Origin of the sequence: Streptomyces sp. CB03234 (genome assembly GCF_001905885.1) — a bacterium.
GTDB lineage: Bacteria > Actinomycetota > Actinomycetes > Streptomycetales > Streptomycetaceae > Streptomyces.
The window spans coordinates 195,162-212,723 of the sequence record NZ_LIYH01000001.1 but is presented as its reverse complement, the minus strand read 5'-3'; the positions used below and the strand labels follow the sequence as shown (position 1 = coordinate 212,723).

The window sequence follows — 17,562 nt, the reverse complement described above, 5'->3', positions numbered from 1 at the left end:
CCCGCCGGAAGTTTGCCAAGGGCATATGCCCTGGTGTCCCGCCCCAGCGTATGCGCGTGGGGCGGGACAGTTTCTTGTCAACAGGAGCCCACGAAACGGCTCTTGGCCGCTATCGTGGTACGGAAGCTTGCGGTCACAACCTGGTAGGGGGAAACCGTGGCGCTGAAGCCCGAGCCGACCGCGCCGTTCCATTCGGTGCAGTACGCCCTGCGTGTTCTCGAAACGATCTCCAGGCACGGCGGCGGGGTGACCGACGTCCAGATCGCACGCGAGACAGGGCTCCCGGCGGGCCACCTGACCCCACTGCTGCTCATGCTCCGCCGCGAGGGGTACGTCGAGCAGGTCAGCGACGGCGCCTATGTCGTGGGCGACTCTCTGGTGCTGCTGGGCTCGGGCGCCACGCGCCGTGAGGCCCTCCAGAACAAGCTCCAGGAGACGCTCACCGAGCTGCGCGACTCCGTCGGCGCCGCCGTCTACATCAGCCGGTACATCGACGGCGAGGTCAAGATCACCCAGATGGCCGACGGTCCGCACACGCCCAAGGTCAACGAGTGGGTGGACTTCCGCTCGGCGGCCCACGCCAGCGCGGTCGGCAAGTGCCTGCTCACCCAGCTCGACCAGAACGGCCGCCGCGACCACCTCTCCCGTCACAAGATCGCCCGGCTCACATCGCGGACGATCACCAGCGAGAAGGTGCTGTTCTCCAAGCTGGACAGCCAGCCGCCGACCGTCCCGGTGCTCGACCTCCAGGAGTACGCGGTGGGCACAGTCTGCGCGGCGGTGCCGCTCACGGCCGGATCGGCGGTGGGCTGCCTCGCCCTCTCGCTCCCGATCGAGCACGCACACCGGCTGCGCTCGGCGGCGGACGCCCTGAACCGCAAGGCGGCACCGGTGGTGCTGTCGCTGGCGCTCTAAACCTCCGGGGGCCGGACTGTGAGCCAGCTCACGGCCTGATGGTCAGGAGCACCGCTCGGACCAGGTAGTATTAACTCTGTCAGCAGGCGCCGCTAGCTCAGTTGGTTAGAGCAGCTGACTCTTAATCAGCGGGTCCGGGGTTCGAGTCCCTGGCGGCGCACAGACGGAAGAAGCCCCTCGCGGAAGCGAGGGGCTTCTTCGTTCTCACGCCGTGGGGTCATGCGCGGAGGAACGCCAGGACGGCGAGGACCCGGCGGTGGGTGTCCTCGGCCGGCGGCAGGTTCAGCTTCCCCAGGATGTTGCCGATGTGCTTGCCGACCGCCGCCTCCGTCACCGACAGGCGCCGGGCGATCGCCCCGTTCGAGTGACCTTCCGCCACCAGGGCGAGCACCTCGCGCTCGCGCGGGGTCAGCGCCGCCAGCGGATCGCGGTGGCGGCGCAGCAGCTGGCGTACGACCTCGGGGTCGACGACCGTGCCGCCCGCCGCGACCCGGGTCAGGGCCTCCAGGAACTCCTCGACCTGGCCGATCCGGTCCTTGAGCAGATAGCCGACGCCGGTGCCGTCACCCGATTCCAGCAGCTCGGCGGCGTACGCACGCTGGACGTACTGGCTGAGGACCAGCACCGGCAGGGCGGGGCGCTCGGTGCGCAGCGTGACGGCGGCGCGCAGCCCCTCGTCGCGGAAGCCGGGCGGCATCCGGACGTCGGTGACCACGATGTCCGGGTCGTGCTCGGCGACGGCGCCCTGCATGGCGGCCGCGTCGCCGACCGCCGCGACGACCTCGTGGCCGAAGCGGGCGAGGAGCCCGGACAGCCCTTCGCGCAGCAGCACACTGTCCTCGGCCAGGACTATCCGCAGAGGGCTCGGCACGGGATCTCCACTCGCAGCACGGTCGGCCCGCCCGGCGGGCTGTTGATCGCCAGTCTGCCATCGAGGACGGCGATCCGGTCGGCCAAGCCGGTCAGACCGGTGCCGTCGGCCGGGCTTGCGCCGCCGGTGCCGTCGTCCTCCACGTCTATATGGAGCAGCTCGCCGGTGTGCCGGGCGGTGAGCCGGGCGCGGGCGGCGCCGCTGTGCTTGCCGATGTTGGCGAGCGCCTCGCAGACCGCGAAGTACGCGGCGCTCTCGACGGGCGGCGGGAGGCGCGGCACATCGATGTCGGTGTCCACCGGGACGGCCGACCGGTCGGCGGCGTCGGCCAGGGCGGCGCCCAGGCCGTAGTCGGCGAGGACCTGCGGGTGGATGCCGTGGATCAGCTCGCGCAGCTCGGTGAGGACCCGGCCGGCCTCGTCGTGGGCCCTGGCGAGCTGGTCGGCGAGCGGGCCGGGCGGGGCGTCGAGCCGGGCGAGGCCCAGGGTCATGGTGAGGGCGACCAGCCGCTGCTGGGCGCCGTCGTGCAGGTCCCGCTCGATACGGCGGCGCTCGGCCTCGAACGCGGCGACCAGGCGGGCGCGCGAGCGGGTGACCTCGCCGATGCGGTCGCGCAGCTCGGTGTCGCGGGGCGCCAGGAGGAGCCGGGTCAGCGCGGCGCGGGCGCCGGCCAGGGCGCCGAGCGGATACAGCAGGGCGGGCAGCAGGAGCAGCCCGCACACGGCGGCTGCGAAGGCCACCGGGTAGGTGGTGACCAGCGGGCCCTTCAGCACCCGTACCTCCTGGCCGTCCAGGGCCAGCCGCACGGGCGTGGCCATCAGGGCGAGCGGCGCGCCCAGGGCCACGGCGAGGGCGAGCAGCTCCAGCGGCCACAGCACGCAGCCGTGCAGCAGCGCGTACGCCAGCTCCCGCCAGGTGGCCTGCTCCCGCACCCGTACCCGCAGCCAGGACCGGAGCCCCGGCTCCTCGGGTATCCGGTGCGGGTCGGGGGCCGGGTCGGCGTCGACGAGCCCCAGCCGCCACCGCTCGACGCCGCCGAGGGCGACCCCGGCGAGCAGCAGCAGCGGCACGCCGACGAGGACGGACGAGAAGGCGGCCAGCACCAGCAGGACGGTCAGCACGGGCACGCCGACGAGCACACCGCTCGCCAGATAGCCGGCCGACCGCCAGGGCCAGCCGCCGCGCAGATAGTCACCCCTGGTCAAGGCCTGCCAGGGCGTACGGGGATCCATGGAGATCACGGTAGGCGCCGGGCTCACAGCGCCACCATGGCCCCAGCGGGGGTACGCGGGGTATGGCAGGCCCTACCAGTCGCGCGGCGGCTGTCCCCGACCGACCGTCAGAACTGCACGTCGGAGCAGGCGTAGAAGGCGTTCGCCGTGTCCGCGATCGTCCAGACGGCCAGGATCAGGTGCTTGCCGGTCTTCCCGCCCGGGATGGTGCCCTGGTGCGTGAGCGTGGACGGCGGCTGCTGGGCGTTGTACGGGACGGTGAGGAACGGCTGGGGGTCCAGGGCCGCGCGGGTGAGCGGCGCGGTGCTGTTCCAGCCGTTCTTGGTGATGTAGTACCGGAAGTCGGTGGTGCGGTGCCGGGCGGTGAACTGCCAGCGGAAGGTGTAGCTCTGGCCGCCGGTCACCCTCGTGGCGGGCCAGTTGCCCCCGCGCGGGTCGTCGAGCTGGGCGAACTGCCCGTTGCCGCCGGCGCAGATCCTGCCGTCGGCGGGACCGGCGGCCGGGAAGCCCTTGGGCCCCTCGACGGACTGCGGCTCCCACTGGATGTTGCCGCAGTTGGTCACGGTGCCGTTGGCGCAGAGCTTCTGACGGCTGATCGGGGAGTCGGTGTAGCCGTGGCTGCTGGCGCTGCTGGTGGCCATGAGGGAGGCCCCGGCCACGCCGAGGGCCACCACGGCCGTGCCTATCGTGCGATTCCGCATGCTGGTGCTCCAGGTGAACGTGGGGGAAGTTCCATGAGCCGTGCTGCACGCGCGCGTGGTGATGCGGTCCTACTGGTTCCGGTCTAGACCAAGTTCCAATGTATGGACGTTGGTTGAACATGTCCATACCAATCAGGGGCCTTCGACCGGACCACTCCTGCCCGTGTAGAAGGCCACCGTCAGGTCCTTGACCAGCGCCTTGCGGTCGTAGTCGTCCAGCTCGACCAGACCACGCGTGGTCAGCCGGTGGACCATGTCGTCCACCGCGTCCACCACCGACGTCAGCACCGTGTCCCGGTGCTTGGCGTCGATCGCCGCGATCCGGCGCCGCTGCATCGCGGCCGCGATCTCCGGGGCGTACTCGATCCGCGTCGGCTGCGCCGAGAAGACGTCGATGCCGACAGGGGCGCACTCCGCCGACAGCATCCGCGTCAGCGCCTCGCCCACCGTCTCGGCGTCCCGCAGCGTCGGGGCGTCCTCGTGGAAAGCGTCGGCCGGCAGCTGCGACAGCACCCGGGCCATCGCCGACTCCACCTGCTCACGCAGGTACTGCTCGTGGTCCGCCACGCCGAGCGCCGCCCGCACCGTGTCCCGGATCCGCCACACCACCAGCACCACCACCCGCAGCGCGGTGCCGTGCGCGTCGACGGCGGGCAGCGGCTCGCTGCGCCAGTGCCGCAGCCGTACGTCGACGCGGCGGCGCAGCAGCAGCGGGCTCACCCACATGAGCCCCGTGCGCCGCACACTGCCCCGGTAGTCACCGAAGAGCGTGAGGACCCACGCGTACCCGACCCTCCCCCGGCCCAGCCCGCCGAACGAGAAGAGCACCACCAGCACGCCGAGCGCCAGCACCGCCCAGACGCCGAGCGGGATGCCGTGGTACGGGTGTGACGGCAGCCCCAGCATGCCGGTCACCGACACCGGCACCGCCCCGACCCACCACAGCAGCGCCGCGCACCCGGCCAGCGCGACCGCCCCGGCCACCACCCCGGCCCACCCGGGCAGCACCGGCCCCGGCCGCTCGGCCAGCTCCGGGTCGGCCGCCGGAACCGGCCGCCTCGCAACCGCCGCCCCCGGCGCCGGCGCCGGCACCGGCACCGGCACGCCGGCGGTGACCGGCGCGGCGGGACGCGCGCCGGCGGGGCGTGCGTTGGCGGGGCGTGCGTCGGCGGGGCGTGCGTCGGCGGGGCGTGCGTCGGCTGGACGCGCCCCGGAGGGATGGCCATCGGCTGGACGCGCGTCAGTGGCACGCGCCCCGACGGGACGTGCGTCGGCTGCACGCGCCTCGGCGGGGCGGCCATCGGCTGGACGCGCCCCGGCGGGGCGACCCTCGGCGGGGCGGGCATCGCTGGGCGGCCGGTCCCGCGCGGGTGTGACCGGGCCCGTGTCCGCCTCCCCCGGGTCCGCCTTGTCGTCGTCCCGGAACAGCAGATGCACCGGGATCTGCCCCGTGGTCTCGTTCCCGATCACCGGGACACGCCGACCGGCCGTCGTCCCGCCGCCCTCCGGCATCGCCGTACTCAACCCTGCCTCCTTGTGGTGGTCCGTCATCGGAACAGCCGCCGCCAGGTCTCGGGACCCGGGTAGCCGTTGGCCGCGCCGCCCCGCCAGCCCTGGGCCCGCTGGAACGCCTCGACGTTGCGCCGGTCCGCCTCGCCCCAGCGCGGCCCGGGCCCGGAGCGGTAGTGGGCGCCGAAGCCCCGCTTCACCAACTGGCGGCCCAGCCGCTCGACGTGCTGGTTGGACTGGCCGGGCCGGAAGTACGCCCGGCCGGGAAAGGCGGGCGCCGAGGCCGACGTACCGGAACCGGACGGGATGTCACGGCCCTGTCCGTTCACCAGCAGCCGCCAGGTCTTCGGCCCGGGCAACCCGTCGGCGTCCCGCCCGATCCAGCCCTGCGCCCGCTGGAAGGCCCGCGTCGCCCTGCGGTCCGCCTCGGACCAGCGCGGCCCGGGGCCGGAGCGGTAGAACCGCTGGCCGCCCCGCTCGACGAGCATCCGCCCGAGCCGCGTCACATACCGGTTGTTCGCCCCCGGCCCGAACGACGCCGAGCCGGGGTAGGCCACGGAGGTGCCCCGGCTGCCCGGGTTGCCGAGGGTGCCGCCGCTCAGGCCCTTGTAGCGGTAGGCGACGTAGCGGCTGGAGTTCTTCCAGTACGCCATCGGGGTGGCCTGTCTGCGGGCGTACGGCCGGGTCTGCTCGTAGGCCGTGTAGGAGGTGTGCGTGTAGTCGGTCCAGCCGCCGAAGATCGTGACGTGCGAGCCGTGGTTGGGGTCGGCCGGGTTGTGGAAGAGCAGGATGTCGCCCGGCTGGAGCTCGGAGCGGTCCAGCCGGGTGCCGAACCGGTCGAGGGAGCCGGTCCATTCGTTGCCGGCGAGGTTCCAGGCCATCGAGACGAAGCCCGAGCAGTCCTGGCGGTAGCCGTCCGTCCAGTACTTCTCCATGGAGTACGGGACCTTCGCGGCCACCCAGCGCTTGGCCCGGTTGATGATCTCGGCGCGGGTGACCCGGCGGAGCGCCGGGACGGGGCCGTGACCGCCCGTCGGCCCGGCGTGCGGGCGCCCGTGCAGTGGCCCGGCGCCGCCCTGCGGAGTGGCCTCACCCGGATCGTCCCGGTCACGCCCGAGTGCGGACGGCCCCACCGGACCAGCCGGACCGGCCGGGTGGGCGAGGGCGACCGCGCCGCCGACTCCGGTGCCGGCTCCGGCGCCGAGGGCCACACCGGCCGCCGTGAACAGGACGAGGGCGCGGCGCGCGCCGTGCGCGGCGGGGTGGCCACCGGCCCGCACGGCCAGGCGGAGGGCCGTCTCGCGCCGCTGCCGGGCGCAGCCGGTGCAGGGACAGTCGGCGGCGGGTTCGTACTCCTCGAAGACCGGTACGGCCATACGGTTCCCCTCCAGGATCTCCCGGTGCTGCGGTACGGGCGCCAGTGTCTCAACTGTCCCGACATAGCGCATTTTGACGGTTGAAAGGGGAAAATCGTCCGGTCGACAGGCCGGGAGCACCGCTCAATGATCACCGCGGAGGCCGGAGCACCCTCGGTCATCGGGTAAAGTTGTGCAGGTCAGCAGGCGCCGCTAGCTCAGTTGGTTAGAGCAGCTGACTCTTAATCAGCGGGTCCGGGGTTCGAGTCCCTGGCGGCGCACGCGAGGCCGAGGCCCTCTCACCACGGGTGAGGGGGCCTCAGTCGTACCGCCCCTCCCCCGGAGCCACCCAAATCGTGCGTTTACCCGGGAAACAGTCTGTTTCACCCTTGCGATCAAGACCTGGGGGCGTAGACCCTATCCTGGAGCCGATGTCTCTCAATGGGGCATGAGGTCCGAGCAGTTGGCAGCAGTTTCGGGGGATGCTCCGGTTGCGGGGACCGCGGGGTGGGGGCCCCGTTCACGCGTGTGATGCCGTGACAGGCATCATGCAACCGGAAGGTCGTCGTTCCATGTCTTCGGGGACGGTGGCCTGCCACTATGCGTCGGGATACGCCGGTCTAGGGGGACTGCGCGTCCGGACGGGAAACGACCAGACCAATCACGCAGCCAGCATGCGTGCGGGGGGATGACTCATGACGTCGACGCCGACCGGCGCGACCGGCGCCCGGCAGGACAACGACCCATCCCGGACCACTCAGCTTCGGGTTCCCCCGCAGCTCCGGACCGGTGGCGGGGCCCGGCAGCGCCCCGCCGCGAAGCCGCTGCCGCGCTACGACTACGAGCACTACAGCCGGCTCGCCGGGCCCCTCACCCAGCCCGACCCGAACAAGCCGTACAAGGTGCAGTACCGGTCGCTGATCTCGCAGGAGCCGCACCGCATCCGGGTCGCCCTGATGCTCGCCGCCGCCCCGGTGCTGTCGCTGGTGCTGCTGGTCTGGCTGCTGCAGCCGTCGCACTGGACCGAGCGGGACTACCCGGCCTTCGACTGGCTGCCGGCGCTCGACATCGTGATGCTCGTCTCGATCGGCCTGATCGAGCTCTTCCGGTGCATGAACGTGCTGTCGAACGCACACGCGACGCTGGTCGCCCGCGACCCGGTCCCGGTCGTGCCGGAGACCGGCACCCGGGTGGCCTTCCTCACCTCCTTCGTCCCGGGCAAGGAGCCCCTGGAGATGGTGACGAAGACGCTGGAGGCCGCCGTGAAGATCCGGCACCGCGGCCTGATGCACGTCTGGCTGCTCGACGAGGGCGACGACCCCGAGGTCAAGGCCGTGTGCGAGCGCCTGGGCGTGCACCACTTCTCCCGCAAGGGCATCGCGAAGTGGAACCAGCCCACCGGCGCGCACCGCGCCAAGACCAAGCACGGCAACTACAACGCCTGGCTGGACGCGCACGGCGGCAACTACGACTTCTTCGCCTCCGTCGACACCGACCACGTACCGCTGCCCAACTACCTGGAGCGGATGCTCGGCTTCTTCCGGGACCCGGACGTCGGCTTCGTCATCGGCCCGCAGGTCTACGGCAACTACGACAACTTCGTCACCAAGGCCGCCGAGTCGCAGCAGTTCCTCTTCCACGCGCTGATCCAGCGCGCCGGCAACCGCTACGGCGCGCCGATGTTCGTCGGCACGTCGAACGCCGTGCGCATCACGGCGCTCAAGCAGATCGGCGGCCTGTACGACTCGATCACCGAGGACATGGCGACCGGCTTCGAGATCCACCGCCACAAGAACCCGGTGACGGGCAACAAGTGGCGCTCGGTCTACACCCCGGACGTCCTCGCGGTCGGTGAGGGTCCCAGCGCCTGGACGGACTTCTTCACACAGCAGATGCGCTGGTCGCGCGGTACGTACGAGACGATCCTCAAGCAGTACTGGAAGGGCTTCGGCACGCTGCCGCCGAGCAAGCTCTTCAACTACACGATGATGATCATCTTCTATCCGATGTCCGCCCTGAACTGGATCCTCGCGGCGCTGAGTTGCGCGCTGTTCCTGGGCCTGGGCGCCTCGGGTGTGAACATCGACCCGACCGTGTGGCTGATGCTCTACGGCAACGCCTCCGCGCTCCAGATCGGCCTGTACGTCTGGAACCGCCGCCACAACGTCTCCCCGCACGAGCCGGAGGGGTCCGGCGGCGTGGCCGGCATGGTGATGTCCGCCCTGTCCGCGCCGCTCTACGCCAAGGCGCTGATCGACTCCGTCCTCCGCCGCAAGAGCTCCTTCGTGGTGACCCCCAAGGGCGACTCGGCGAGCCCGGACAGGTGGTTCGGGACCTTCCGGTACCACTGGTACTTCATCGGGATCTTCGGCGGGTCCATGGTCGCCGGTTTCGTCTTCGGGAACTCCCACCCCGCGATGATCATCTGGGCGTCGTTCGCCACGCTGATCACCGCCACGCCGATCTTCGTCTGGCGGCACATGCTGCGCCAGGAGAAGAAGAAGCGCCCCGCCCGGCACGGCGGCGGGAGCCGGCCGCCGCAGCCGCCCGCGCCGGCCGCGGACCACGCGCCGCAGGCCAAGCCGAGCTGGGCCGCGCAGAACGACACCATGCAGATCGCCCTTGGGGGACGTAACAAATGAGCAGCCTGCCCGTCCGGCCGAACCACCGCCGGAACCGTGCCCGTCGCATTCTGATAGGCACGGCGGTGGTTGCTGTGGTCGCCGGGTTCAACGGTCCGGCCCTGTACAGGTACGGCTCGGAGAAGTACCACGACTACACGATCAACAAGCCGGAGTACAAGGCCGCCAACGGCCACTGGGACTTCCTCGACGTCCCCTCCGAGTTCCGGATCAACACCATCCACGCGGCGCTGCTGCACACCGGCAAGGTGCTGCTGATCGCGGGCTCCGGCAACAACCAGAAGAACTTCGACGCGAACAAGTTCGAGTCGGTCCTGTGGGACCCGAAGACGGACAAGTTCAAGAAGATCGAGACCCCCAAGGACATGTTCTGCGCCGGGCACACCCAGCTGCCCGACGGGAAGCTGCTGGTCGCGGGCGGCACCAAGCGGTACGAGAAGCTCAAGGGCGACGTCACCAAGGCCGGCGGCCTGATGATCGTCCACAACGAGGACCCGGACAAGCCGATCACGCTGCCCGCCGGGACCAGGTTCACCGGCAAGGCCAACGGCAAGACGTTCGTCTCCAAGGACCCGGTCCTGGTGGAGAAGGCCGAGAAGGTCTTCGACAAGACCACCGGCCGTTTCCTGCGCACCCAGCCGGGCCTGGGCCGGATCTACGTGGAGGCCGAGGAGTCCGGCAAGGAGTTCGAGACCGGCACCGAGGACAACTACAAGGTCGAGGGCCTGAGCGGCAAGGACGCCCGCAACGTCTACGGCATGGCGCAGAAGCTCGCCCTCGACAAGAAGGACTTCCAGGGCATCAGGGACGCCTTCGAGTTCGACCCGGTCGCCGAGAAGTACATCAAGGTCGACCCGATGAACGAGGCCCGCTGGTACCCGACGCTCACCACGCTCAAGGACGGCAAGGTCCTCGCCCTCTCCGGCCTCGACGAGATCGGGCAGATCGTCCCCGGCAAGGACGAGATCTACGACCCGAAGACGAAGACGTGGGAGTACACCGGGATCGAGCGGCGCTTCCCGACGTACCCGGCGATCTTCCTCATGGACAACGGCAAGCTGTTCTACTCCGGCTCCAACGCCGGGTACGGGCCCGCCGACGTCGGCCGTGAGCCGGGCGTCTGGGATCTGGAGACCAACGAGTTCGACAAGATCCCGGGCCTGAGCGACGCCGACAAGATGGAGACGTCCGCCACCGTCATGCTGCCGCCCGCCCAGGACCAGCGGTTCATGGTGATCGGTGGCGGCGGGGTCGGCGAGTCCGAGAAGTCCAGCGAGAAGTCCCGCCTGGTCGACCTCAAGGACCCGAACCCGTCCTTCAAGGACGGCGCCTCGCTCGACAAGGGCACCCGCTACCCGAGCGCCTCGCTGATGCCGGACGACACCGTGCTGGTCACCGGCGGCTCGGAGGACTACCGGGGCCGCAGCGACTCCAACGTCCTGGAGGCGCGGACGTACGACCCGAAGACGGGGACGTACACACGCGTCGCCGACCCGCAGGTGGGCCGCAACTACCACTCCGGCTCGGTGCTCCTGCCCGACGGCCGCGTGATGATCTTCGGGTCGGACTCGCTCTTCGCCGACAAGGCCAACACCAAGCCGGGCGTCTTCGAGCAGCGCATCGAGATCTACACCCCGCCCTACCTGTTCCGGGACTCCAAGCCGAAGGTCACCGGCGGCCCGGCGAAGATCAAGCGCGGTGACAGCGGCGTCTTCACCACCCCGGACGCCGCGAAGATCAAGACGGCGAAGCTGATGCGGCCGAGCGCCGTCACGCACGTCACCGACGTCGACCAGCGCTCGATCGCCCTGGAGATGAAGAAGACGGCCGACGGCATCGAGGTCACCGTGCCGAAGAACCGCTCCCTGGTCCCCTCCGGCTGGTACATGCTCTTCGTCACCGACGACAAGGGCACGCCGTCCGAGGCGGTGTGGGTCGAGGTTCCGTAACACCCCGCACATGCACAAGGGGCGCCCCCAGCGGGGGCGCCCCTTCGGTCACTTGCTGTTGCGGGCCAGTTCGAGGGCGTACTCCGGGAACCAGTCGCCCGCCTTCGGGCCGCCCTTGCAGTCGCCGTCCGACTCACCCGGGCGCTTGATCCACAGGTACGCGTCCACCAGCGGGTCGCCCGTGTTGGTGGTGGGCGTCTCGCCGAGGGCGCGGCCCGGCGGGTTGCACCAGTTCTCGGCCGGGTCGCCCTCGGTGTAGGGGCCGTTGCCGTTGCGGCTGGTGTCGATGACGAACGGCTTGTTCCCGACCTTCGCCGAGACCTTCTTGCCGTACTCCTTGCTGGCCTCGGTGGTCTGGAAGTTGGCCACGTTCACCGCGAAGCCGTCGGCCTCGCCGACGCCCGCCCGCTGCAACGGCTCGAAGATCTGGTCCGGCTTGCCCCAGCCGGCGTTGCCCGCGTCCAGGTACACCTTGGTGTTCGGGAGCTGCTTCAGGCGCTTGACGGCGCCCTTGAGCAGGTCGTACCGCTCCTCGTGGTACTCGCCCCCGGTGCAGCCGTCCACCATGTGCATCACGGCGTCCGGCTCCACGATCACCGTGGCCCGCCGGTCGCCGATGCCCTTGGCGACCTTGTCCAGCCAGGCGCGGTACGCGTCGCCGTCGGGGGCGCCGCCCGCGGAGTGCTGGCCGCAGTCGCGGTGCGGGATGTTGTAGAGGACCAGCACGGCGTCGCGGTCGGCCTTCGCGGCGGCCTCGGTGAAGCCGCGGGCGTCCTCCTCCGGCTGCTCGGTGCCGACCCACTCGCCCACCGGCTGGGAGGCGATCTTCTTGATGAGCTCGGCGTCCTGTTTCCTGCCGTCGCGCAGATAGCTCGCGACCTGCTGGGCCGCCTTGCTGCCGGGGTTGACCCAGAACGGGTCGGTCGCCTTCGGCTGCTGGCTCACGCCGGGCACGGCCTCGGGCTTCCTGCCGCCGTCGGAGGAGGTGCAACCCGCCAGCAGCAATGCCGCCACCGCCCCGACCGCGGCCGCCCTCACGCGGGCACGTCCGGTGCAACTGCCGTACATCCACTCCCCCTTGGTTGCACTGTGTGCGGGATCACCCCCCAGGTGCCCCCTCCCGGACAACCCGGTCGAATCCATCCTGACACACGTGTCCGGAAGCCACGAGGGCGGTCTGGATCGGACCGGGGCGCCGCTCTACAGTGAGCGCGAGCTGCCGGACCACCCCCGACCTCCCGCGCCGATGCCGGGCTTCTCCCGCAGCCCGGACTCACGCGGTCGAGGGCCGGCTCGGCCGACGGCCCGGGTATGGGGCCCCCGGTGCAACGGGGGAAGGGTCGTCGGCCGGGCCAGGTGGTGCGCGTTGCGCGGCGTTGGTGCGCTACGCGGCGCTCGTGAGGTACGCGGAGACGACGACGTTCGCCGTATAGGTCCCGGACGCGCGGTCGAAGGTGCCGCCGCAGGTGATCAGGCGCAGCTCGGGGCGGCCGGGCTGACGCTGCCCGTACGCCTTCTTGGGGTCGAACTCGTGCCGGGCGAAGACCTGCACGTCGTCGATGGTGAACTCGGCGACCGAGCCGTCCGTCCGGGTCACCTTGATCCGTTCGCCGGGGCGGGCGGAGCTCAGGCCGTAGAAGACGGCCGGTTTCGTCTCGGTGTCGACGTGGCCGACGAAGAGCGCGGCGCCGTCCGTGCCCGGCTGCGCCCCGTCGCGGAACCAGCCGACGCTGTGCGCCTTCTCGTACGGGGGCGGGTCCATCGCGCCCGTCCTGTCCAGGCCGCGCGGGACGACCGGGGCGGTGATCCCCAGCGACGGGACCTCCAGGCGCTCGGGCGGGGCGGGCTCCATCGGCGGGCGGGCCGGTGGCAGCGGGACGCCCAGGGGGCGGCCGACGGCGGCGACGTCTCCGGTGGTGGGGGCGGACAGCCCGCCCGGTCCGCCCGTGATGTCCTTGCCCCACAGCCACAGGCCCAGCAGCAACAGGGCCCAGGCCACCCCGGTGAGCAGCCGGCCGTGTCCGGCGGGGTGCCGTGCGGAGGACACGGTCAGTCCGCGCGGGTACGGCGCCGGCGGCGGGTGCTGCGGAAGGCGACGGCGACCGCCGCGACGCCCGCCAGCACCAGGCCGATCACGGTGTGCGGGGTGCTGGGCCCCTGCTCCTCCGTACCGCCCCGGGGCGCGTCGGCGGCCAGCACGGCGGTGCCTCCGCCACCGGCCCTGACCGGGGCGACGGGGCTGGGCGCCGGGTGGTGGGTGACGTGGACGGTACCGGCGTCGTGGTGGTCGCGCCCGTCGCAGTGGACGGTGAGCGGGTACGAACCGGAGTCCAGGCGGGACTTGACGGTGGTGTCGCCGTACAGCGGCCCGCCCTTGCCCTGGCGGCCGGACAGCTCGGCGTCCGCGACGAACGCCTTGGACCTGACCGAGCCGTGCTTGCCCTTGCAGCCGTGGACCTGGATGTCCACGTCTCCGCCGGGCTTGGTGGTGGCGGGCACGACCAGGGCCGTCACCTTCTCCCGGTGCTTCTCGCCGTCCCGGTCCTCCTCGCCGTCACCGGCGTACGCGGGCCCGGCGGCCAGCGCCAGGACGGTGGCCGCCCCGGCTGCGGCACGGAGCGCAAACAGAGCTGAACGCATCGTGAACCTCCTGCACTGAAGATTCACCCCGTTCGCCGGTTTCCGCATCCGCAGGGGGGCGGCCCTCACCGCCCTTTCACCCGGTCGGGCGGCTCTGACCTGCGCCGATGGGATTCGAAGGGGGACTCGAAGGCCGCTCAGACGCGATCGACCAGATCGGCGATCGAGTCGACGACCGTGGAGGGCCGGAACGGGTAGCGGTCCACATCGGTGGGCGTGGTGAGCCCGGTGAGGACCAGGAAGGTCTCCATGCCCGCCTCCAGGCCGGCCAGCACGTCGGTGTCCATCCGGTCGCCGATCATGGCGCTGGTCTCCGAGTGGGCACCGATGGCGTTCAGCCCGGTGCGCATCATCAGCGGGTTCGGCTTGCCCGCGAAGTACGGGTCCTTACCGGTGGCCTTGGTGATCAGCGCGGCGACCGAGCCGGTGGCGGGCAGCGGCCCCTCGGCGGACGGGCCGGTCTCGTCGGGGTTGGTGCAGATGAACCGGGCCCCGCCGTTGATCAGCCGGATCGCCTTGGTGAGGGACTCGAAGCTGTACGTACGGGTCTCGCCGAGGACCACGTAGTCGGGGTCGTGGTCGGTGAGGATGTAGCCGATGTCGTGCAGCGCGGTGGTGAGCCCCGCCTCGCCGATGACGTACGCCGTGCCGCCGGGCCGCTGGTCGTCCAGGAACTGGGCGGTCGCCAGGGCGGAGGTCCAGATGTTCTCGACGGGCACGTCCAGGCCCATGCGGGCGAGCCGGGCGTGCAGGTCCCGGGCGGTGTAGATGGAGTTGTTGGTGAGGACCAGGAAGGGCCTCTCCGTATCCCGCAGCTTCTTGATAAAGGCGTCGGCGCCGGGGATGGGTACGCCCTCGTGGATGAGGACACCGTCCATGTCGGTGAGCCAGGATTCGATCGGCTTGCGCTCTGCCATGGGGCGGGACTCCTGCCGTACAGGTACAGACATGCGTGCTGGGGGCGCCGCGACAGCGCTGTGGCGACGCCCCCAGCCTAATCAGGAAGCCGTGACCTTGACCCCGTCGATCGTCCAGTACCAGTTGTTGGACCCGGTGTAGCGGAAGCGGAAGCTGACGCTGGAGGCTCCGGAGGGGACGGCGACGGTGAGCGACTGGGGCTTGGAGATGACGTCGGAGGTGTAGCTCTTGACAAGCGTCGGTGCTCCGCCGTTGAAGGAGGCGAGGACCTCGGCCCGTTGGCTGCCCTCCTGGCGGTAGAGGGTGGTGAAGTCGAGCGTCACCTTCGTCCTGCCGCTGACGCTGTACGCGGGGCTGACCAGGGTCGAGTCGTACGTACCGGAGAAGGTCTTGTCGGCCCACTCGTCGGAGTCGGCGACCGCGAAGACGCCGCGTGCGCGGACGTTGAGTTCGCGCTGCTGGTCGCGTTGGGTGCGGGACCAGAACTCGTCGGTGGCGAAGGACCAGCCGCGCCACTCGGTCATGCCGCCGGTGCCCATGGCGTTGTTGATGACGGACCAGCCGCTGGGCGGGGTGTGGGTGAAGCCGAGGACGCCGGCGGGGATGCCGGTCTCGTCGACGCGCTGGGTCAGCGAGGCCTGGAGGGTGTCGAAGGGGTCGGTGGAGCGCTGCTGGATCGGCTTGCCGTCCAGGCCCCAGGACGGGTCGGGGACGATGCCGAGCTGGTGGAAGACGGTGGCGGCGACGTCCACGAGCCGGGTGTCGAGGGGGCGGGCGCCGGCCGCGATGCCGGGGCCGGTGGCGAGGACGAAGGTGCGCCGCTCCTCGATGGAGCTGCCGCCGTGGCCGCCCGCGTCGACGTGGCCGTGGTCGGTGGTGACGATGACGGTCCAGCGCTCGGTGGCGTAGGAGGGGCGGGCCTTGATGGCGGCGAGCATCCGGCCGAGCTGGGCGTCCTGGACGGCGATGGCGTCCAGGTACTTCTGCCCGGTGCCGTTGGCGTGCGCGACGACGTCGGTGTTGCCGAGGTAGACGAACAGGACGTCGGGGTTCTGGTTACGGAGGATCGACTCGGTCTCGGCGGCGATGGTCTCGTCGTGGGCGACGTACCCGTCGCGGTCGCCGTCGAGGACCAGTTTGGCGTCGGCGCCGGGGGTGACCGTGCCCTGGGTGTCCAGCGGCTTCCAGTCGACGGCGGCGTACGTGGACAGCTCCGGCCGCACCTGGGCGAGGCGGGCGAGGAAGCCGGGGTACGTGCCGTAGTTCTTGCCGGTGAAGGTGTTGTCCTTGACGCCGTGCTTGTCGGGCCAGACGCCGGTGGAGATGGTGGACCAGCCGGGGCCGGAGGAGGTGGCGGCCATGGGGTTGGCGTACAGCAGGGACAGGCCGTAGGTGCCGTCTCTCATCATCGACTTCATGTGCGGGGCGTTCGCCGCGTCGATTCTGTCGTGGCGCAGCCCGTCCATCCCGACGACGAGCACCTTGTCCTTGCTGGTGCCGTTGGGGAGGGTGGGCGCGGCGGCGTGGGCGGCCGGGGCGGTGGCGACTGCCGCCGCGGCCGCCCCGGCCGCTGCTGCGGCGAGCACGGTACGGCGGGACATGCCGGTGTTCGGCATCGGGAGACCTCCGTCGAAGGGCGGTGTGGGGGCACACGCCAACGCCCCCGGTTTCCCAGGGGCGTTGGTCCGTACCCGTTATCTTTCCGCTACCTTTCGCGGGGCACCAGATACGTGCGGTGAACTCTTGGCTTCGGCTCGCTAGCTTCCCGTTGCCGACTTCCACGCGTCGACGTACGACGTCAGGTTCTTGTCGATGTCCGCCCAGTCCGGCTCGAAGACGTCGACGCCCTCCATCAGCTTGGCCAGCTCGATGGCGTTGGCGTCGGTGGGCTTGACGTCGGCGCGGGCGGGGAAGCCGCCGCCGATCGCGCTGACCTGACGCTGCGCCTGCTCGCTCAGCATGAAGTCCAGGAGCTTCTTGCCGTTGTCGGTGTGCGGGGCGTCCTTGACGAGGCCCGCGGCGTACGGGAGGGCGAAGGTGGTGGGCTTCCCGCCCTGCTTGGCGGGGAACCAGATGCGCAGGTTCGGCATGGACCTGGCCTGGGCGAAGTTCATCTGGACGTCGCCGTTGGCGACGAGGATCTCGCCCTTGTCGACCTTCGGCGCGAGCTTGGAGGTGGAGGAGGACGGGCCGACGTTGTTGGCCTGGAGCTTCTTCAGGTACTCCATGGCGGGCTCCTGGCCGCCGAAGTCGTGCATGGCCTTGATGACGACGGCGGTGCCGTCGCCGGCGACGCCGGGGGTGGAGTACTGGAGCTTGTTCTTGTACTTCGGGTCGAGGAGGTCCTCCCAGGTGGTGGGGGGCGTCTTCAGCTCCTTCTTGTTGTGGATGAACCCGAAGTAGTTGTTGACGACCGAGGTCCACGTGCCGTCGCCGGACTTGTCGGCGCCGTCGACCTGGTCGGAGCCCTTGGGCTCGTACGGCTGGAGGAGGCCCTTGGAGTCGGCCTGCTGGATGAAGGGCGGGAGGGTGACGAGGACGTCGGCCTGGGTGTTGCGCTTCTCGCGGGCGGCGCGCTGCACCATCTCGCCGGAGCCGCCCTCGACGTACTCGACCTTGACGCCGGTCTGCTTCTCGAAGTCCTTGAAGACCTGGTCGTACCAGCCGTCGCCCTTCTCGCCCTTGAGACCGTCGGCGCTGTAGACGGTGACGACCTTCTCGTCGGAGGCGGCGGAACTGCCGCCGCAGGCGGTGAGCGTGGTGGCTAGGACGAGGCTGCCGGTGAGGGCGGCGAGCGGCTTGAGGGCGGCGGGGTGCGTAAGCATGACGT

General features: G+C 70.9%; 13 protein-coding genes, 2 tRNA genes and 1 pseudogene. 5 read left to right on the top strand and 11 right to left on the bottom strand.

Annotated features, from left to right (window positions below):
• Nucleotides 1–156: 156 nt before the first annotated feature.
• Nucleotides 157–915 carry an IclR family transcriptional regulator gene (locus tag AMK26_RS00975; RefSeq protein ID WP_073750807.1) on the top strand — a complete coding sequence of 253 codons (759 nt, stop codon included), beginning with the start codon at nucleotides 157–159 and terminating at the stop codon, nucleotides 913–915.
• An 86-nt stretch (nucleotides 916–1,001) separates the two neighbouring features.
• Nucleotides 1,002–1,075: transfer RNA gene (locus tag AMK26_RS00970), tRNA-Lys, on the top strand.
• Between the two features lie 57 nt (nucleotides 1,076–1,132).
• Here AMK26_RS00970 and AMK26_RS00965 read toward each other — a convergent pair.
• The 5 genes and pseudogenes from AMK26_RS00965 to AMK26_RS00945 all read right to left on the bottom strand — a co-directional run bounded on the left by AMK26_RS00965 (nucleotide 1,133) and on the right by AMK26_RS00945 (nucleotide 6,604).
• Nucleotides 1,133–1,786: a response regulator gene (locus AMK26_RS00965; RefSeq protein WP_073750805.1), complete on the bottom strand. Its 654-nt coding sequence runs from the start codon at nucleotides 1,784–1,786 to the stop codon at nucleotides 1,133–1,135.
• Nucleotides 1,765–3,018 (bottom strand): sensor histidine kinase, encoded by a 1,254-nt coding sequence (locus tag AMK26_RS00960; protein ID WP_073752909.1) that lies wholly within the window; start codon nucleotides 3,016–3,018, stop codon nucleotides 1,765–1,767. Before AMK26_RS00960 ends, AMK26_RS00965 begins: the two co-directional genes overlap by 22 nt.
• Nucleotides 3,019–3,125: 107 nt before the next feature.
• Nucleotides 3,126–3,719 carry a lytic polysaccharide monooxygenase auxiliary activity family 9 protein gene (locus AMK26_RS00955; RefSeq protein WP_073750803.1) on the bottom strand — a complete coding sequence of 198 codons (594 nt, stop codon included), beginning with the start codon at nucleotides 3,717–3,719 and terminating at the stop codon, nucleotides 3,126–3,128.
• A gap of 132 nt (nucleotides 3,720–3,851) precedes the next feature.
• Nucleotides 3,852–5,204, bottom strand: a pseudogene (locus AMK26_RS00950) (SPFH domain-containing protein); the annotation flags it as partial.
• Nucleotides 5,205–5,266: 62 nt separating this feature from the next.
• Entirely contained in the window at nucleotides 5,267–6,604 is a 1,338-nt protein-coding gene (locus AMK26_RS00945; protein ID WP_073750799.1) for a peptidoglycan-binding protein, read from the bottom strand.
• A gap of 186 nt (nucleotides 6,605–6,790) precedes the next feature.
• Here AMK26_RS00945 and AMK26_RS00940 point away from each other — a divergent pair.
• From AMK26_RS00940 to AMK26_RS00930, 3 genes are all read left to right on the top strand, one after another.
• A tRNA-Lys gene (locus AMK26_RS00940) sits at nucleotides 6,791–6,864 on the top strand.
• A 414-nt stretch (nucleotides 6,865–7,278) separates the two neighbouring features.
• Entirely contained in the window at nucleotides 7,279–9,225 is a 1,947-nt protein-coding gene (locus AMK26_RS00935) for a glycosyltransferase family 2 protein (RefSeq protein ID WP_073750797.1), read from the top strand.
• A complete protein-coding gene (locus tag AMK26_RS00930; protein WP_073750795.1) occupies nucleotides 9,222–11,174 on the top strand; it encodes a galactose oxidase-like domain-containing protein in 1,953 nt (650 codons plus the stop codon). Before AMK26_RS00935 ends, AMK26_RS00930 begins: the two co-directional genes overlap by 4 nt.
• Before the next feature lie 48 nt (nucleotides 11,175–11,222).
• On the opposite strand, the gene AMK26_RS00925 is transcribed toward AMK26_RS00930, so the two are convergent.
• The 6 genes from AMK26_RS00925 to AMK26_RS00900 form a co-directional block, all read right to left on the bottom strand.
• A complete protein-coding gene (locus tag AMK26_RS00925; protein ID WP_073750793.1) occupies nucleotides 11,223–12,242 on the bottom strand; it encodes a glycoside hydrolase family 6 protein in 1,020 nt (339 codons plus the stop codon).
• A 316-nt stretch (nucleotides 12,243–12,558) separates the two neighbouring features.
• Nucleotides 12,559–13,221, bottom strand: coding sequence for a class F sortase (locus AMK26_RS00920; RefSeq protein WP_073750791.1), 663 nt, complete (start codon nucleotides 13,219–13,221; stop codon nucleotides 12,559–12,561).
• Nucleotides 13,222–13,223: 2 nt separating this feature from the next.
• Nucleotides 13,224–13,814 (bottom strand): hypothetical protein, encoded by a 591-nt coding sequence (locus AMK26_RS00915; protein WP_073750789.1) that lies wholly within the window; start codon nucleotides 13,812–13,814, stop codon nucleotides 13,224–13,226.
• Nucleotides 13,815–13,951: 137 nt separating this feature from the next.
• Entirely contained in the window at nucleotides 13,952–14,731 is a 780-nt protein-coding gene (locus tag AMK26_RS00910) for an HAD-IIA family hydrolase (RefSeq protein WP_073750787.1), read from the bottom strand.
• Between the two features lie 81 nt (nucleotides 14,732–14,812).
• A complete protein-coding gene (locus AMK26_RS00905; RefSeq protein ID WP_073750784.1) occupies nucleotides 14,813–16,348 on the bottom strand; it encodes an alkaline phosphatase family protein in 1,536 nt (511 codons plus the stop codon).
• Between the two features lie 141 nt (nucleotides 16,349–16,489).
• A complete protein-coding gene (locus AMK26_RS00900; protein WP_073750782.1) occupies nucleotides 16,490–17,557 on the bottom strand; it encodes a 2-aminoethylphosphonate ABC transporter substrate-binding protein in 1,068 nt (355 codons plus the stop codon).
• Between the last annotated feature and the right edge of the window lie 5 nt (nucleotides 17,558–17,562).

What these genes read in the sequence shown, in the direction of transcription:
- AMK26_RS00960 (WP_073752909.1), bottom strand. Translation starts at nt 3,018, where the DNA reads ATGGATCCCCGTACGCCCTGGCAGGCCTTGACCAGGGGTGACTATCTG.
- AMK26_RS00955 (WP_073750803.1), bottom strand. Translation starts at nt 3,719, where the DNA reads ATGCGGAATCGCACGATAGGCACGGCCGTGGTGGCCCTCGGCGTGGCC.
- AMK26_RS00945 (WP_073750799.1), bottom strand. Translation starts at nt 6,604, where the DNA reads ATGGCCGTACCGGTCTTCGAGGAGTACGAACCCGCCGCCGACTGTCCC.
- AMK26_RS00935 (WP_073750797.1), top strand. Translation starts at nt 7,279, where the DNA reads ATGACGTCGACGCCGACCGGCGCGACCGGCGCCCGGCAGGACAACGAC.
- AMK26_RS00930 (WP_073750795.1), top strand. Translation starts at nt 9,222, where the DNA reads ATGAGCAGCCTGCCCGTCCGGCCGAACCACCGCCGGAACCGTGCCCGT.
- AMK26_RS00925 (WP_073750793.1), bottom strand. Translation starts at nt 12,242, where the DNA reads ATGTACGGCAGTTGCACCGGACGTGCCCGCGTGAGGGCGGCCGCGGTC.
- AMK26_RS00915 (WP_073750789.1), bottom strand. Translation starts at nt 13,814, where the DNA reads ATGCGTTCAGCTCTGTTTGCGCTCCGTGCCGCAGCCGGGGCGGCCACC.
- AMK26_RS00910 (WP_073750787.1), bottom strand. Translation starts at nt 14,731, where the DNA reads ATGGCAGAGCGCAAGCCGATCGAATCCTGGCTCACCGACATGGACGGT.
- AMK26_RS00905 (WP_073750784.1), bottom strand. Translation starts at nt 16,348, where the DNA reads ATGCCGAACACCGGCATGTCCCGCCGTACCGTGCTCGCCGCAGCAGCG.
- AMK26_RS00900 (WP_073750782.1), bottom strand. Translation starts at nt 17,557, where the DNA reads ATGCTTACGCACCCCGCCGCCCTCAAGCCGCTCGCCGCCCTCACCGGC.